Genomic DNA, 14,744 nt, shown 5'->3' with positions numbered 1-14,744 from the left:
AAGCTCTGCGCCCCTTCATGCCAACCCGCCAATCCCCCCATCCGATCGCCAGCAACGGCGCGCGCCTGCGTGTGCTGTTCGCAGGCATCTGCGCCCTCATCCTCACGGTGGGGCTCGCGCGCTTTGCCTACACCCCCATGCTGCCGGTGATGCACCGCGAGGCCGGTCTCACCAACCTGGCAGCGGGCTGGCTGGCGACCTTCAATTACGCCGGTTACATCACCGGCGCACTCATTGCCGCGGCGGTGGGCAATTTGCGGCAGAAGTTCGTGATGTATCGCATCGGGCTGGTGCTGGCCGTGGTGACGACCGCCGCACTGGGCTTCACCGACAACACCGCTGTCTGGGCGGTGCTGCGGTTTGTCTCCGGGCTGTCGAGTACGGCGGGGCTGCTGCTGGCCTCGGGCCTGGCGTTGAACTGGCTGATCCGCCACGGTCACCGGCCCGAGCTGGGTCTGCATTTCACCGGGCTGGGGCTGGGCGTCGTGGTCTCGGGTCTGGCCGTTGGCGCCATGATGGATCGGCTCGGCTGGGCGCAGCAATGGATGGGGCTGGGCTTGCTCGGTCTGGTGTTTTTCGTGCCCGCCTGGCTATGGTTGCCCTCGCCCGCGGCATCCGGGCCCTTGGGGGGCGCTGGTGCAAAAACCGCTGTCGTTCCGCCCCCGAGGCGCTGGATGGCTTTGTTCATCGCCGTCTATTTCTGCGCCGGTTTCGGCTATGTGATCAGCGCGACCTTTATCGTCGCCATTCTCGACAAACTGCCTGCGCTGGCGGACAAGGGCGGCTGGGTCTGGGTGATCGTGGGGCTTGCCGCGGCGCCGTCGAGCTTTGTATGGGATCGGCTGGCGCGCAGCATGGGCGAGCTCCAGGCCTTGCTGCTGGCGTTCGGGCTGCAGACCGTCTCCATCATCCTGCCCGCGATGACGCTCAATCTGCCGCTGAATCTGCTCAGCGCCGTGCTGTACGGCGGCACGTTCGTGGGCATCGTCAGTCTCACGCTCACGCTGATCGGCCGCAGCTTTCCCGACAACCCCGCCAAGGCCATGGCCCGGCTGACTTTGAGCTACGGCGTGGCGCAAATTGTCGCCCCGGCGATGGCCGGTTCGATTGCCGCGCAAACGGGGAGCTACCGCAGCGCGCTGGTCATCACAGCAGTGGTGATGCTCGCGGGCATGGGGCTTTTACTGGTGATGCTGCGCGACGCCGCACGGCAAGCGCAGCGGAGTTGATCAGGACGCGGCAAGCAGCGCGCGCATGTATTGCGCGGTGCCTTCTTCCACCGTGGCGAAGTGATGGGTGCAGCCCGCCGCGCGCAAATGGCTAAGGTCGGCCTGGGTGTGACATTGGTATTTTCCGACCAGCGCATCGGGAAAAGGTATGTAGGCAATCTCGCCGCAATCCACCAATTCCGCCAGACTCAAAGCCGGTTGCCCAGCCTCCTGCCGCAGGGTGTTGACCACGGTTTGCGCCACATCGTTGAACGGCTGCGCACGACCCGAGCCAAGGTTGAAAATACCGCTCTTGCCCGGGTGATCGAAGAACCAGAGATTGACGGCCGCCACATCGTCGATCCAGACGAAATCGCGTTCCTGCAAACCGGGGCCGTAGCCCTGATATTCGCCAAAAAGCTTGACCTGGCCGTGTTCGCGGTATTGGTTGAAGTGATGAAACGCCACCGACGCCATGCGCCCCTTGTGCTGTTCGCGCGGGCCGTACACGTTGAAATAGCGAAAGCCCGCGATCTGCGTTGTGGCATGCGGCAGCACGCGCCGCACGACCTGATCGAACAACATCTTGGAGTAGCCATAGACGTTGAGCGGGCGCTCGAACTCGGGCGACTCGCGAAACACGCTGCTGGCGCCGTAGGTGGCGGCGCTGGACGCATAGAGCAGGCGCACGCCCTGCTTCTGACCAGCGTCGAGCAGCATGCGGCTGCTGCGGTAGTTGTTGTCGAGCATGTAGCGGCCATCGTGTTCCATGGTGTCGGAACAGGCGCCCTGGTGAAACACGGCCTCGACCTTGCCGTAGTGGCCGCTGGCGAACTGCTCGAAGAACACCGTCTTGTCGAGGTAGTCGCAGATCTGCAAGTCCACCAGGTTGTGAAACTTGTCGCCGCGGGTGAGGTTGTCCACCGCGATCACCTCGGTAATGCCGCGGGCATTGAGCCCTTTGACGAGATTGCTGCCGATGAAACCGGCCGCACCTGTGACGATGACTCTCATGTCGTTCCCCAAAGTTCCTTCGGCGTCACGCTGGCGGTACCCAACTTGCCGACCACAATGCCCGCCGCCCGGTTGGCTGTGCGCACCGCGTCTTCCATGGAAAGCCCTGCGCCGAGCATCACGGCCACCGTGGCAATTACCGTGTCGCCCGCGCCTGAAACGTCATACACCTCTTTGGCCTCGGTGGGAATATGCAGTTCACCGGTCTCGGTATACAGACTCATGCCTTCTTCCGAGCGCGTCAGCAACAGCGCCTTGAGGCTGAGTTTTTTGCGCAGGCCCTGCGCACGCGCGGTGAGGTCTTGCTCGCTGCTCCAGTCGCCCACCACTTGCGCCAGCTCGGCGCGGTTGGGCGTCAGCAGGGTGGCGCCGGCGTAACGGCTGTAGTCGCGGCCCTTAGGATCGACCAGAATGGTCTTGCCCTGGGTGCGTGCGAGATTCATCATCTGGTCGAGGTGTTCGAGGCCGCCTTTGCCATAGTCCGACAGCAGCACCACGTCGTGGAAGGCCAGTTCCTGCTCGTAGCGCTCCATCATCGCGGCGAGCACTTCGTGATCGGGCTTGTGCTCGAAATCCAGACGGATAAGCTGCTGCTGGCGCGACACCACCCGCAACTTGACCGTGGTCTTGAGCGTGGGGTCTTGCCGCATGGCGTTGCGGATGGGGGTGTCGACCAGCAGCGTGACCAGCTTGCGGCCCGGCTCGTCCGCCCCGACCACCGACAGCAGCGTGGCCTGCGCCCCCAGCACGGCGGCGTTGAGCGCCACGTTGGCCGCGCCGCCCACTCGGTCTTCGTCGCGCTGCACGCGCACCACGGGCACCGGCGCCTCGGGAGAAATGCGATCGGTCGAACCGAACCAGTAACGGTCGAGCATGACGTCACCGACGATGAGCACACGGGATTGGGCGAGTTGTTCTGCGTTCATGATCCAAGAAGGGAGAGTTCTTCCAGGCGACGGGGCGGATAAGTCTCCCACCCCTGACAGCCTGGACAGTGCCAGAAATATTGCCGCGCCTCGAAGCCGCAGGCCGCGCAGCGGTAGCGCTGGCGACTGCGCAAGGCATTGTCCACCGCGCCCTGCATGGCGGCTGCCGCTTCGGGCACGGTGGCGCCGGGCGTGGGGTGTTCGAGCACGCGCTTGAGCGCCAGTAGGCTGCGATGCGACTGCAGATAGTCCTGCGCGCACCGGGCCTGCGAGGCGGGATCGGGGTCGAGCAGCAGCACGGCGTCGAGCAGGTCGATGGCCGGGGTCTGCTGCAAACGCTGACGCAACCACATCAGCCCTTCGGCCACCTGCCCGAGCTGCTGACGCAGTTGGGCGATCTGCACCGCCGCCAGCGCAATGAATTCAGGCTGCACCAGATCGATGGATTCCAGTATGCGCAAAGCCGATTCCAGTTCACCGTGCTGCTGCGCCCACTGTGCACGCAGCAAGCGCGGCCGCACGCCCTGAGGCGCGGCCTGCAGCGCGGCGTCGAGCGACTGCTGGGCTTGCTGCGCCCGCCCTGCCGCGTGATGTTGCACGGCCAGCTCGCACCAATATTGCGCAATCTGCCGCTGATAGGCGCCGGTGGCGCGCAGCTCCAGTTCGCCGGCACGCGCAATGGCCTTGTTCCAGTCTTGGGTGCGCTCGCTGATCTGCAGCAGCGCCGTCAGCGCCTGCGAGGCATAGACGCTGCGGCGCAGATCTTCGTAGGCGGATTCGGCGCGGTCGAGCAGCCCGGCCTTGAAAAAATCCTGCGCCAGGGCAAGTTGCGCACGTTCACGTGCTTCTCGCGGCAGGTCGGCGCGGGCGAGCAGGTTCTGGTGTACCCGCACCGCGCGCTCATATTCCCCACGGCGGCGAAACAGATTGCCCAGCGCAAAGTGCAGATCGACGGTATCGGGATCGGCGGTCATGGCTTCGATGAAGGCGTCGATGGCCTTGTCCTGCTGCTCGTTGAGCAAGTGGTTGAGACCGCGGTAGTAGGCCTGCGGGGCATCACGCCGCAGGGCGCGCTCCTTGCCCACCTGCCGCAGGTCCACGCGCGCCGCCAGCCACCCCAGCGCGAACATCAGGGGCAGGATCAGCAGCCACCAAAGATCAAACTCCATCGATCGGCCTGTCGATCGGATGCTGCGGGAAATCGGCCGGGGCGACGGCGGTGGCAGCAGACGGTTTGGGCGGCGGCTCACTGTTGCGCGCCAGCCGGACCTGTTTGCGGTGCCGCATCCACGAAGGCAGCAGCGCCAGCGCGCCCAGCACCGCGCCGAGGGCGAACACCACGAGCAGCAGCACGATCATGGGCGTGCGCCACTCGGTGCCGAACAGCAGGTGCAGGGTCACGGTCTCCAGATTGTTCAGCGCCAGACCGAACAAAAGCAGGAAGACCACCAACCGCAAAAACCAGCTCAGGATGCGCATGGAAATAAAACCGAAACAAGGAAGATAGGGGCAACCGAGCAAGCATATTGCATTCTTGGGTGCTTGCCGTGCAGCGGTGTGTGGTGATGTGAAAAACTCCGGGTGGACAATACCGGCCATCGTTCCGCCACCTCTCGCTACCTCTCGCCATCAGCCCGCAACATGTCGCACCGCCCTCACGCCCTGCATTGCCCCGCCCCGACCGCCAGCGCCGTCTTCACCGATGCGCAAGCCGCGCTCGATCAGATGCAGGCCCTCTATACCGCCGCCGTCACCCATCTGCGCGACAAGCTGGCCGAGTTCATCGCGGGCACGCTGCCGCCCGGCCGCGTGCGGGCTTGCTATCCGGTGGTGCGGGTACGCATCGACAGCGTCGCTCACCCTGACTCGCGACTGGCTTACGGGTTTGTTGCCGCTCCCGGCGTTTACGAAACCACCCTCACCCGGCCGGATCTGTTCGCCGACTATCTGCTCGCCCAGTTCCAGTTGCTGCTGACCAACCACGGCGTTGCGCTGGAAATCGGGGTGGGTGAACAGCCAGTTCCGCTGCATTTCAGCTTTGCGGGTCAGGCGCATGTCGAAGGCCATCTCAGCGTCGAGCAGCGCCAGCAACTGCGCGATATTTTCGATCTGCCCGATCTGGCCGCGATGGACGACGGCATTGCCAACGGCACCCACGACACGCCAAACGACCAGCCCATGCCGCTGGCCTTGTTTACCGCTCCGCGCATCGACTACTCGCTGCACCGCCTGCAGCACTACACCGGCACCGCGCCCGAACACTTCCAGAACTTCGTGCTGTTCACCAACTACCAGTTCTACGTCGATGAATTCGTGCGCATGGCGCATGCTCTGATGAGCCAGCCCGCCGCGTCTGCGACCGACGACGACGCGCCCTACACCGCCTTCGTCGAACCCGGCAACGTCATCACCCACCGGGCCACCGCCCAGGGCGCGGCGCGAACCGAGGGACAGGCCTCCACCCGACTGCCGCAGATGCCGGCGTATCACCTCATCCTGCCGGGTCACGGCGGCATCACCCTGGTCAATATCGGCGTCGGCCCGGCCAATGCGAAAAACATCACCGACCACATCGCCGTGCTGCGGCCGCACGCCTGGATCATGCTCGGCCACTGCGCCGGACTGCGCAACTCGCAGCGCCTGGGCGACTACGTGCTGGCGCATGGCTATGTGCGTGAAGACCACGTGCTCGACGAGGAACTGCCGCTGTGGGTGCCCATTCCGCCGCTCGCCGAGGTGCAACAGGCGCTCGAAGGCGCCGTGGCCGACATCACCCAGTTGCACGGCTACGAACTCAAGCGCGTGCTGCGCACTGGCACCGTGGCCAGCACCGACAACCGCAACTGGGAACTACTGCCCTACCCCGGCCCCGATCGGCGCTTCAGCCAGAGCCGGGCGATTGCGCTCGACATGGAAAGCGCCACGGTGGCCGCCAACGGTTTTCGCTTCCGCGTGCCCTACGGCACCTTGCTGTGTGTGAGCGACAAGCCGCTGCATGGCGAGCTCAAGCTGCCGGGCATGGCCGACCAGTTTTATCGCCAGCAAGTCGAGCAGCATCTGCGCATCGGCCTGCGCGCCATCGCGCGGCTGCGTCAGCAGACCATGGGGCGGCTGCACAGCCGCAAGCTGCGCAGCTTCGACGAAGTCGCGTTTCAGTAAAGCCTGAATTCAGGCCGTGTAGCGCACCTGATGCGCATCGGCATGAGGACGCGGCTGAATCTCCCCGATGATCCAGCCGGTCTCCCCTTCGGCGCGCAGGGTGGCGAGTACGGCCTCGGCCTCGGCCGCGGCCACCACCAGGACGAAGCCCACGCCGCAATTGAAGGTGCGGCGCATTTCGGCGTCATCCACGCCGCCTTCGCGTTGCAGCCAGGCAAACAGCTCGGTCTGGCCCCAGGTGGAAGGGTCGAGCACGCATTGCACATTTTCGGGCAGCACGCGCGGAATGTTTTCGCTCAAACCCCCGCCGGTGATATGGGCCATGCCCTTGATGGTGTGCTGTGCCAGCGCCTTCAGCACCGATTTGCAGTAAATGCGCGTCGGCGCCATCACCGCGCTGCGGAAATCCTGTCCGTCCAGTGTCGTCGGCAGCTCACCTGGCCCGCTGCGAGCGATGATCTTGCGCACCAGCGAATAGCCGTTGGAATGCGCGCCGCTCGACGCCAGGCCGATGACCCGGTCGCCCGCGCCAATGGTGCGGCCGTCGATGATGCCGCTCTTCTCCACCGCGCCCACGGCAAAACCCGCCAGGTCATATTCGCCCGCCGGATACATTCCAGGCATTTCCGCGGTCTCGCCGCCGATGAGCGCACAACCGGCCTGCTCGCACCCTTGCGCCACGCCGCCGATTACTTGCGTGGCGGTCTGCACCGCCAGCTTGCCGCAGGCGAAATAGTCGAGAAAGAACAGCGGCTCGGCACCCTGAACCAACACATCGTTGACGCTCATCGCCACCAGATCGATACCCACCGTGTCGTGTCGGTTCCACTCGAACGCGAGTTTGAGCTTGGTGCCCACGCCATCCGTGCCCGACACCAGCACCGGCTCGCGATAGCGCTTGGGCACCTCGAACAGCGCCCCGAAGCCGCCGATACCCGCCAGCACGCCGTCGCGCAGCGTGCGCCGGGCCAGGGGCTTGATCGCATCGACCAGCGCATCTCCAGCGTCGATATCCACACCGGCGTCGCGATAAGTCAGGGGAGTTTTTTGCATGATGGGCAGCAGAGGAAGAGGAACGGGGGCGCAGCACCCGCCCCGCATAAAATGCCAAGGCGCAGATTTTATCGAGAGCGCGCCCGCGCCTGCTGCTTCGCTCCGACGCTGGCGCCGTTGCGCAAGCCTTTTTCCCCGACGCCCCGACCGCTCCCATGCTCCTGACCCCTCCCGTCAAGAATGCCCTCATCTGGCTGGGCATCGGCCTTGTCGCGCTCTGGCTGATCTGGCTGCTCGGCAGCATCCTGATGCCCTTTCTCGTCGGGCTGACGCTGGCCTACGTGCTGCATCCGCTGGTCGAGCGACTCAAGCGGCGACGCATTCCGCGTGCGCTGGGCGCTGCGGCGGCGATCATCGTGGCCATTGGTCTTTTCGTCGGCCTTTTTCTCTTGCTGGTGCCTGTGGTCACGGAAATCGTGCCCTTAATCCGCGAAAAATTCCCGCTGCTGCTCCAGACCATCATCAACTGGGGCACCCCGCTGCTGGCGCGATTCGACATTCATGTGAAGTTCGATACCGCCAGCGTGCAGCAGACCCTGTCCAAATACCTGTCCGCGCACGGAGAAGACTGGGCCGGGCTGCTGCTGCGCTCAGCCAGCACTGGCGGCATAAGTCTGCTGGTCCTGTTGGGCAATCTGACGCTGATTCCGGTCGTGGCCTTTTATCTGCTGCTCGACTGGAAGCCAACGCTGGTGCGAATTCGCGGTCTGATCCCCCCCAAACACCGCGACGCCGTGCTGAGTTTTTTTCACGACTGCGACGTCATCCTCGGCCAGTATCTGCGCGGACAGTTGCTGGTCATGCTGATTCTGGCGTTTTATTACTCCCTCGGCCTGGTGATTGCCGGGTTCAATCTGGCCCTGCCCGTGGGCATCTTCACCGGGCTGGCGGTATTCGTCCCTTATGTAGGCTTCGGCCTGGGCCTGCTGCTAGCACTGCTGGCCGGGGCGCTGCAATTTCTGAGCTGGTACGGCGTGATTGCCGTGGCCATCGTGTATGGCATCGGCCAGTTGATCGAAAGCATGTACATCACCCCGAAGTTCGTCGGCGAGAGCATTGGTCTGCATCCCCTGCTGGTGATTTTCATTCTGCTGGCCTTCGGCACCCTGTTCGGCTTCTGGGGCATTTTGCTGGCCCTGCCCGCGGGCGCCGTGCTGCTGGTCGTGGTGCGCCGCCTGCTGGCCTGGTACCGGCAGAGCGCGCTGTTCGTCTGACCCATGCTGCAAACCACGCGCCAGCAGATTCTGCCGCTGGAATGGCAGGATGAACGCAGCTTCGACAATTTCGATCCCGGCGTTCAGCCCGAAAATGCGCTGGCGCTGCAAGCCCTGCATGATCTGCTGCAACAGCGCCGCCACAGTGCGCTGTATCTCTGGGGCGAGACCGGCAGCGGCAAAAGCCACCTGCTGTGGGCCGCCTGCCACGAGCTCCAAAAACAAGGACGTTGGGCGCTGCTGCTCACCCCGCAAACCCCCGCCTCGGCCTGGCCCGATGTCACCGATCTGCTCGCCCAGCATGCCGGTGGCCTGCTGGCGGTGGACGACGCGCAGCAGCTTTCCGACTGGCAGCAGGACTGGCTGTTCGGCCTATACAACGCCGCCCGCTCGGCCGAGCTCGCCTTTCTCGCCTGCGGCAACGCCGCCCCAGCCGCGCTGCCCCTGCGCACCGACCTGCGCACCCGCCTGAGCTGGGGGCTGGCGCTGCGCCTGCAAGCGCCCGACGACGCCGTGCGCGCCCGAGTGCTTCAGCGCCTGGCGCACGAACGCGGCTACTCACTCAGCCCCGAATTGCTGCACTACATGCTGACCCACCTCAGCCGCGACCTGTCACAGCTGGGTGTGCTGATGGCCGCGTTTGACCGCTATGCTTTGGCCGCGCAGCGACCGGCCACCGTGCCTCTGCTCAAATCGCTGCTGGCCGCACAGCCGCAATTGCTGCACGCGGCGTCGCCCGAATCCGTTTCAGGCTGACCCCTACAGACCCAGCCTTCACACTCCATGCGCAAGCTCGCCCTCTTCGATCTCGACAACACGCTGATTCCTTTCGACTCCGACCATGCCTTCGGGCAGTACGTTGCCGAGCTGGGCTGGGTCGATGCCGAGCAACACCGCCAGCAGAACGAGGCGTTCTATCGGCAGTACAAGGCCGGCACCCTCGATCTCGCCGCCTATCTGCGTTTCGCCCTGCAGCCGATTGCCGGGCGCGACCTCGACGAACTGCACGCCGCGCATGCCGGTTTCATGCGCGACGTCGTGCAGCCGCAAATGCAACCGGCCGCGCAGCAACTGGTCGACCGTCACAAAGCCGCAGGCGATCTGTGCTGCATCGTGACTGCGACCAATACCTTCGTCACCCGCCCCATCGCCGACGCCTTCGGCGTCGAGCACCTCATCGGCGTCGAACTCGAACGCGACGCGCAGGGCCGCTACACCGGCAACTGGGTGGGCATTCCCTCGTTCCGCGAAGGCAAGATCGTTCGCACCGAACAATGGCTGGCCGCGCAAGGACTGGGCTGGGACGACTTCGACCAGATCTGGTTCTACAGCGACTCCATCAATGATCGCCCCCTGCTCGAACACGCCACCCACCCCGTGGTCGTCCATCCAGACCCCTTGCTGGCCGCCGTCGCCCAGGAAAAAGGCTGGCCCACACTTCAGTTGTTGACATGATCCGTAAATTCATCAGCCGCCTGTTCACCGCGAACAAAGCCGAAACCAACCCGCAAAACCGTGGCCAACGCCGCGACCTGCCCCGCTCCCAGCACCAAATCGACGCCAGCCGCCTTTCGCAGAACGCCCGCAACACCGTGCAGACCCTGCAGCAGGCGGGTTTCGAGGCCTACATCGTCGGCGGCGCGGTGCGTGACCTGCTGCTGGGCCTCAAGCCCAAAGACTTCGACGTCGCCACCAATGCCACACCCGAGCAGGTCAAACCGCTGTTCAAGCGCGCTTTCATCATCGGCCGACGCTTTCGCATCGTGCACGTCATGTATGGCCGCGACATCATCGAGGTCTCCACCTACCGCGCCCTGCACGATGCGCAAGCCGCCGAGTCTGTGGACGGCAACGAGCGCACCTCGCGCCGCGCCCTGGCCGACAAGACCCTGGCGGTAGACAGCAGCGGCCGCGTGCTGCGCGACAACGTCTGGGGCACGCTCGACGACGATGCCGAGCGCCGCGACTTCACCATCAACGCGCTCTATTACGACCCGATCCGCGACGTGGTGGTCGACTACCACCGGGGCATGAAAGACCTCAAAGAGCGGCGCCTGCGCATGATCGGCGACCCCGCTGCCCGCTACCGCGAAGACCCGGTGCGCATGCTGCGCATCGCCCGCTTCGCCGCCAAACTCGGCTTCGATATCGACCCGGCCACGCTCGCGCCCATCGGCCCCAGCGCCGATTTGCTCGCCAATGTGCCGGCCGCTCGCCTGTTCGACGAGACCATCAAGCTGCTGCAGACCGGCCATGCGGTCGCCTCGCTGCAACAACTGCGCCGCCTGGGCCTGCATCACGGCCTGCTGCCGCTGCTCGATCCCGTGCTGGAAAAACCCGAGGGCGAGCGCTTCATCACCAATGCGCTGCAAGACACCGACGAGCGCATCGCCCAAGGCAAGACCGCCAGCCCCAGCTTCCTCTTCGCCTGCCTGCTTTGGCATGACGTGGAGCAACGCTGGAACGCGTTGCTGGCCGAAGGCATCGCCCCCCTCATGGCGCTCGATCAGGCCGCTGACGAAGTGCTGGCCGCCCAGGCCGAGCGCCTGGCCATCCAGCGGCGCATCGCCACCGACATGCGCGAAATCTGGTCACTGCAATCGCGCTTCGAACGCCGCACCCCGCGCTATGCCAATAGTCTGGTCGAACACCCACGGTTTCGCGCCGCCTACGACTTTCTCAGCCTGCGCGCGCGCAGCGGCCAGGCCGAGCCGGAGTTGGTGCAATGGTGGGAGGCTTTCCAGTTCGCCGACGCCGAGGGCCGTGCCGACATGCTCGCCACCGCGCCGCAGCCCAGCGCAGCCAGCAAACCCCGGCGGAGGCGGCGGCGCAAAAAGCCGTCTGAAGCGAACCCTGCCGACGGCGCCAGCAACGACAGTTCCGAGTGAAACGCGATGTCCTGCGCCGATGACGTCGAAGCGTTCGTCGCCCTTGGCGCCAATCTGGGCGACGGCGCAGCCACCCTGCGTGCTGCGGTGCAAGCCATCGATGCCCTGCCGCTGACGCGCGTCGCCGCCCGCTCCAGCCTCTACCGCACCGCACCGCAACACGCCAGCGGCCCCGATTACTGGAACGCCGTCATTCTGGTGCGCACCGCCCTATCGCCCGACGCCTTGCTCGACGCGCTGCTGCGCATCGAATCCGACCTCGGCCGCCAGCGCCCCAGCGGCGAAATCAACGCCCCACGCACCCTCGATCTCGACCTTCTGCTCTACGGCAGTCTGCAACGCCAAAGCGAACGTCTGACCTTGCCCCATCCGCGTATAGCACAGCGCGCCTTCGTGCTGGCCCCGCTGGCCGAAATCTGGCTGGAAGGCCGCATCGACGGCACGCGCGTCACCGAACTGGCCGAACAGCGCGTCGCCGAAGGTCAGGCGATCGAAAAACTCGGGCCGCTGTGAGATAGGTTCAGGCGCAGGTCAGACCCCATTTCGTTTCGCGAAATCGAGCAGCAATGGTCAATGAACCTCCGACAATTTTGCAGCCGACTGCACGGCGGCACGATAACGCAGACCCAAGTTGACATTGCGCCCCACAGTCATACCGGCTAACCATGCCCAGATGAATGCGGCCCCTGGTTGCGCAACCGGCAACTCAATCCACGCCGCGTGCGTCGCAATTCCAAAATGCAGCGCGAACTCGAACACAAATGCCCCGAAAATAATGCCCAACATCAGGATGTCGCCGGGCACGGCAAGCCGCCGCGTCTCCAGATTCACTTGCACCACCCAGCCCCGAGCGTGCTGCCAGCCAATCCGAATGCCAACAGCCGTACCCAAAATGCAAGCAGCCAGGTCAATCAGGCCGGGTTGAGGAAACAATTGCAGGTAAGCGCGCACAGCCAGAATGACGATGAGCGTCGGCATGAGTGTCAAGCGCTCGACCCGAATGCTGCGGGGATAGCAGCGGGCAACACCCATCCACATCAATACGATGAAAACGACATAGACATAGGTCGGTATGTGCTGAAGGTAGTTCATGGCAGGGCATCCAGAAAATAAAGGCAAGCATCATGGGCGCCACAAATCCTAACGCCGTTAGTATTACAAGTAAAGAAAGCTGTGATGTGACACGTCCGTATTCCAAGCCAGCCCGCTCTTATCACCACGGCGACTTGCGAGCCGCGCTATTGGCCAGCGCACGAGTGCTGCTGGAAGAGTCAGGTCCGGCGTCACTGAGTGTTCGCGAGATTGCGCGTCGCGTGGGCGTGGCCGCACCTTCGGTCTATCACCATTTCGCCAATCTCGATGCCCTCACGCTTGCTCTCGTGGAGCAAGGGTTTACCGAGTTTGCGCATCAACTCAAAGAAGCGCCAACCAACGCCAAAGGTCGCATGCGCGAGACTGGCACGGCCTATATTCGTTTTGCCTGCACAAACCCCAATCTGTATCGACTCATGTTTGGCGAAGGGTTTCGCTTGGCCTCAAACGCCTCTGGGCCGATCAGGCAACTCAGGCAGCTAACCTATGACAAGCTCAGCGCCGGGTTGAGCCTGCGCTTGCCCCCCGAGAAAGTACCTGACGCCGCGCTGTATTTGTGGTCGATTACACATGGCTTGGCAATGCTCATCATCGACGGCCAGCTGGGAGCGGAAGCCAATGTGGAAGATCGCATCCAAGCCGTGCTTGGATTGGCCGGCGCGGGGCTACCGACATCGGCCACGTCTGATCCCCCCCACAGCGGGGTGAGAGCTCAACTGCCGCCAAAGAATCGCTGCAGCACATAGGCGAGCCCACCGGTGAGCGAACCCACGCTCATGAACAGCGCAAAGATCACGATCAGCACCGGGCCCCAGCCGTTCTGACTGCGACGGTCAGCCGCCGCGTTCCAGCGCGCATCCCATTTGGCGTCCGGAGTGAGGCCGATCACCAGGGTCTGCACCACCACAGCGATCACCACGGCAACAAAAACCGCCAGCAAAGCCCAAGTCAGCGGGTCATCTTGACGATGGGCGACAAAGCGCCAAACCCCAAGCAAACCCAATAGAAACAAGGGGCCGTGCAGCCAGGCCCACGGATCTCGCAAGCCGCGCAGGTAAAAGCGGTGACCGCCAAGCACGCCGGTCAGCAGAGCCAGTAAAGCGGCGGTGAATTTATTTTTGAACCCGGTCTGAGCAGTCATGGCGGGCCGTCAAATCGGAGAGGTTTCGGCGCCCGCACCCAGCGCGCATTGCATGAACACGACATCGAGCCAGCGATCAAATTTCCAGCCAACTGCCGGCATGCGCCCCAGTTCCTCGAACCCACGCGCCCGGTGCAGACCGATTGAACCGGCGTTTGCGGAATCTCCGATGACAGCCAGCATCTGCCGCATCCCGCTCCGGGTACATGAGTCGATCAAGGCATCAAGCAACTGGCCGCCAACCCCTTGACGCAAGCCGTTCGGGGCAATGTAGATGGAGTCTTCGACCGTAAACCGGAAAGCCTCGCGCGCTCGAAACCAGTTGGCATAGGCGTAGCCGATGATCTCCTGGCCGCGCACGGCGACCAACCAAGGCAGCCCGCGCGACTGCACTTCCTGCAGACGGCGCAGCATCTCGGCCTCGTCAGGCGCCAGGGTTTCGAAGGTGCCTGTGCCATGCAGAACATGGTGTTCATAAATGGCGGTGACAGCGGGTACATCTGCCGCAGCGGCGGCGCGAATGGTGAATTCAGGCATGAAGTGCAATATGGGAGATGGGCATGTTTATAATGGCGAGTTTATTCGAGCGCCGCGCCCCAAGTTTTTGAAGGCAATACTCGTCCGACGGACGGCTGCCCTACAACACCGGTATTTGCTGCAAGGCACCTACCCAGAAAGCCTGGTTCCACGCGGTTGGTTGCCAGCGCTTGACCCAAGCGATGCCCAAACACATGGCCCACGACCCCCTCGTTGGCTCTCATTCTTTTGACAAGGAAGCAAAATGGTTGTGATCCGTCTGACCCGTGCCGGTGCCAAGGCACACCCCTTCTACCACATCGTCGCCACCGATTCACGTAGCCGTCGTGATGGTCGCTACATCGAGCGCCTGGGTTATTACAACCCGGTTGCCCGTGGCGCCGAAGTGCCCCTGCACATTGCGACCGAGCGTCTGAACCACTGGACCAGCGTGGGCGCACAGGTCTCCCCGACCGTGCAGCGCCTGGTGAAAACCGCGCAGAAGTCTGCTTGATCGGTCAGCCTGACGGGTT

General features: G+C 64.0%; 17 protein-coding genes. 9 read left to right on the top strand and 8 right to left on the bottom strand.

The genetic code is table 11. From position 1 onward, the window contains the following. Nucleotides 1-17 precede the first annotated feature (17 nt). Nucleotides 18-1,229, top strand: coding sequence for a YbfB/YjiJ family MFS transporter (locus tag ABT24_RS00685; protein ID WP_276727270.1), 1,212 nt, complete (start codon nt 18-20; stop codon nt 1,227-1,229). Here ABT24_RS00685 and rfaD read toward each other — a convergent pair whose 3' ends face one another. From rfaD to ABT24_RS00665, 4 genes are read right to left on the bottom strand one after another with little or no spacing between them, the layout of a single operon-like run. Beyond that, nucleotides 1,230-2,222, bottom strand: a complete 993-nt coding sequence (rfaD, locus tag ABT24_RS00680) for an ADP-glyceromanno-heptose 6-epimerase (RefSeq protein WP_276727274.1) — start codon at nt 2,220-2,222, stop codon at nt 1,230-1,232. Next, a complete protein-coding gene (gene rfaE1, locus ABT24_RS00675) occupies nt 2,219-3,148 on the bottom strand; it encodes a D-glycero-beta-D-manno-heptose-7-phosphate kinase (RefSeq protein WP_156053079.1) in 930 nt (309 codons plus the stop codon). Before rfaE1 ends, rfaD begins: the two co-directional genes overlap by 4 nt. Then, nucleotides 3,145-4,317, bottom strand: a complete 1,173-nt coding sequence (gene lapB / locus ABT24_RS00670; protein ID WP_276727277.1) for a lipopolysaccharide assembly protein LapB — start codon at nt 4,315-4,317, stop codon at nt 3,145-3,147. Before lapB ends, rfaE1 begins: the two co-directional genes overlap by 4 nt. Further along, nucleotides 4,307-4,627, bottom strand: coding sequence for a LapA family protein (locus ABT24_RS00665; protein ID WP_013105326.1), 321 nt, complete (start codon nt 4,625-4,627; stop codon nt 4,307-4,309). Before ABT24_RS00665 ends, lapB begins: the two co-directional genes overlap by 11 nt. A gap of 162 nt (nt 4,628-4,789) precedes the next feature. Between ABT24_RS00665 and ABT24_RS00660 the strand changes: the two genes are divergently transcribed. Continuing rightward, entirely contained in the window at nt 4,790-6,307 is a 1,518-nt protein-coding gene (locus tag ABT24_RS00660) for an AMP nucleosidase (RefSeq protein WP_276727281.1), read from the top strand. A gap of 9 nt (nt 6,308-6,316) precedes the next feature. On the opposite strand, the gene purM is transcribed toward ABT24_RS00660, so the two are convergent. Then, complete coding sequence (gene purM, locus ABT24_RS00655; protein ID WP_276727284.1) at nt 6,317-7,360, bottom strand: phosphoribosylformylglycinamidine cyclo-ligase; 1,044 nt, start codon at nt 7,358-7,360, stop codon at nt 6,317-6,319. 155 nt (nt 7,361-7,515) lie between these two features. Here purM and ABT24_RS00650 point away from each other — a divergent pair, with 155 nt between their 5' ends. Genes ABT24_RS00650 through folK form a run of 5 tightly spaced genes read left to right on the top strand, consistent with a single transcriptional unit; the run spans nt 7,516 to nt 11,975 of the window. Continuing rightward, the gene (locus ABT24_RS00650; RefSeq protein ID WP_276727287.1) at nt 7,516-8,574 is read left to right on the top strand and encodes an AI-2E family transporter; all 1,059 of its coding nucleotides are present in this window, start codon (nt 7,516-7,518) and stop codon (nt 8,572-8,574) included. A gap of 3 nt (nt 8,575-8,577) precedes the next feature. Next, nucleotides 8,578-9,330 (top strand): DnaA regulatory inactivator Hda, encoded by a 753-nt coding sequence (hda, locus tag ABT24_RS00645; protein WP_276727291.1) that lies wholly within the window; start codon nt 8,578-8,580, stop codon nt 9,328-9,330. A gap of 27 nt (nt 9,331-9,357) precedes the next feature. Then, complete coding sequence (locus ABT24_RS00640; RefSeq protein WP_156053085.1) at nt 9,358-10,029, top strand: histidinol-phosphatase; 672 nt, start codon at nt 9,358-9,360, stop codon at nt 10,027-10,029. Beyond that, nucleotides 10,026-11,462: a polynucleotide adenylyltransferase PcnB gene (pcnB, locus tag ABT24_RS00635; protein ID WP_276727294.1), complete on the top strand. Its 1,437-nt coding sequence runs from the start codon at nt 10,026-10,028 to the stop codon at nt 11,460-11,462. The genes ABT24_RS00640 and pcnB overlap by 4 nt, the downstream gene beginning before the upstream one ends. Before the next feature lie 6 nt (nt 11,463-11,468). Then, on the top strand, nt 11,469-11,975 hold the full coding sequence (gene folK, locus ABT24_RS00630) for a 2-amino-4-hydroxy-6-hydroxymethyldihydropteridine diphosphokinase (protein WP_276727298.1): 507 nt from the start codon (nt 11,469-11,471) through the stop codon (nt 11,973-11,975). A 57-nt stretch (nt 11,976-12,032) separates the two neighbouring features. On the opposite strand, the gene ABT24_RS00625 is transcribed toward folK, so the two are convergent. Beyond that, nucleotides 12,033-12,554: a hypothetical protein gene (locus ABT24_RS00625; RefSeq protein ID WP_276727300.1), complete on the bottom strand. Its 522-nt coding sequence runs from the start codon at nt 12,552-12,554 to the stop codon at nt 12,033-12,035. Nucleotides 12,555-12,586: 32 nt separating this feature from the next. Here ABT24_RS00625 and ABT24_RS00620 point away from each other — a divergent pair, with 32 nt between their 5' ends. Beyond that, nucleotides 12,587-13,300 (top strand): TetR/AcrR family transcriptional regulator, encoded by a 714-nt coding sequence (locus ABT24_RS00620; protein ID WP_276727302.1) that lies wholly within the window; start codon nt 12,587-12,589, stop codon nt 13,298-13,300. On the opposite strand, the gene ABT24_RS00615 is transcribed toward ABT24_RS00620, so the two are convergent. Both ABT24_RS00615 and ABT24_RS00610 read right to left on the bottom strand, forming a co-directional pair. Further along, on the bottom strand, nt 13,267-13,695 hold the full coding sequence (locus ABT24_RS00615; RefSeq protein ID WP_276727304.1) for a TM2 domain-containing protein: 429 nt from the start codon (nt 13,693-13,695) through the stop codon (nt 13,267-13,269). The two genes, ABT24_RS00620 and ABT24_RS00615, sit on opposite strands and share 34 nt — an antisense overlap. Before the next feature lie 9 nt (nt 13,696-13,704). After that, a complete protein-coding gene (locus ABT24_RS00610) occupies nt 13,705-14,232 on the bottom strand; it encodes a GNAT family N-acetyltransferase (protein ID WP_276727307.1) in 528 nt (175 codons plus the stop codon). Between the two features lie 244 nt (nt 14,233-14,476). Here ABT24_RS00610 and rpsP point away from each other — a divergent pair, with 244 nt between their 5' ends. Beyond that, a complete protein-coding gene (gene rpsP / locus ABT24_RS00605) occupies nt 14,477-14,725 on the top strand; it encodes a 30S ribosomal protein S16 (RefSeq protein WP_013105316.1) in 249 nt (82 codons plus the stop codon). The last annotated feature ends 19 nt before the right edge of the window (nt 14,726-14,744 follow it).

Origin of the sequence: Thiomonas sp. SCN 64-16, from assembly GCF_001725585.1 — a bacterium.
In the GTDB taxonomy this organism is placed as follows: domain Bacteria; phylum Pseudomonadota; class Gammaproteobacteria; order Burkholderiales; family Burkholderiaceae_C; genus Thiomonas; species Thiomonas arsenitoxydans.
This window is presented reverse-complemented; position numbering and strand designations above follow the sequence as displayed.

What these genes read in the sequence shown, in the direction of transcription:
- pcnB (WP_276727294.1), top strand. Translation starts at nt 10,026, where the DNA reads ATGATCCGTAAATTCATCAGCCGCCTGTTCACCGCGAACAAAGCCGAA.
- ABT24_RS00610 (WP_276727307.1), bottom strand. Translation starts at nt 14,232, where the DNA reads ATGCCTGAATTCACCATTCGCGCCGCCGCTGCGGCAGATGTACCCGCT.
- lapB (WP_276727277.1), bottom strand. Translation starts at nt 4,317, where the DNA reads ATGGAGTTTGATCTTTGGTGGCTGCTGATCCTGCCCCTGATGTTCGCG.
- ABT24_RS00665 (WP_013105326.1), bottom strand. Translation starts at nt 4,627, where the DNA reads ATGCGCATCCTGAGCTGGTTTTTGCGGTTGGTGGTCTTCCTGCTTTTG.
- ABT24_RS00640 (WP_156053085.1), top strand. Translation starts at nt 9,358, where the DNA reads ATGCGCAAGCTCGCCCTCTTCGATCTCGACAACACGCTGATTCCTTTC.
- purM (WP_276727284.1), bottom strand. Translation starts at nt 7,360, where the DNA reads ATGCAAAAAACTCCCCTGACTTATCGCGACGCCGGTGTGGATATCGAC.
- folK (WP_276727298.1), top strand. Translation starts at nt 11,469, where the DNA reads ATGTCCTGCGCCGATGACGTCGAAGCGTTCGTCGCCCTTGGCGCCAAT.
- ABT24_RS00615 (WP_276727304.1), bottom strand. Translation starts at nt 13,695, where the DNA reads ATGACTGCTCAGACCGGGTTCAAAAATAAATTCACCGCCGCTTTACTG.
- ABT24_RS00650 (WP_276727287.1), top strand. Translation starts at nt 7,516, where the DNA reads ATGCTCCTGACCCCTCCCGTCAAGAATGCCCTCATCTGGCTGGGCATC.
- hda (WP_276727291.1), top strand. Translation starts at nt 8,578, where the DNA reads ATGCTGCAAACCACGCGCCAGCAGATTCTGCCGCTGGAATGGCAGGAT.
- rfaD (WP_276727274.1), bottom strand. Translation starts at nt 2,222, where the DNA reads ATGAGAGTCATCGTCACAGGTGCGGCCGGTTTCATCGGCAGCAATCTC.
- ABT24_RS00660 (WP_276727281.1), top strand. Translation starts at nt 4,790, where the DNA reads ATGTCGCACCGCCCTCACGCCCTGCATTGCCCCGCCCCGACCGCCAGC.
- ABT24_RS00620 (WP_276727302.1), top strand. Translation starts at nt 12,587, where the DNA reads ATGGGCGCCACAAATCCTAACGCCGTTAGTATTACAAGTAAAGAAAGC.
- rfaE1 (WP_156053079.1), bottom strand. Translation starts at nt 3,148, where the DNA reads ATGAACGCAGAACAACTCGCCCAATCCCGTGTGCTCATCGTCGGTGAC.
- rpsP (WP_013105316.1), top strand. Translation starts at nt 14,477, where the DNA reads ATGGTTGTGATCCGTCTGACCCGTGCCGGTGCCAAGGCACACCCCTTC.
- ABT24_RS00685 (WP_276727270.1), top strand. Translation starts at nt 18, where the DNA reads ATGCCAACCCGCCAATCCCCCCATCCGATCGCCAGCAACGGCGCGCGC.
- ABT24_RS00625 (WP_276727300.1), bottom strand. Translation starts at nt 12,554, where the DNA reads ATGAACTACCTTCAGCACATACCGACCTATGTCTATGTCGTTTTCATC.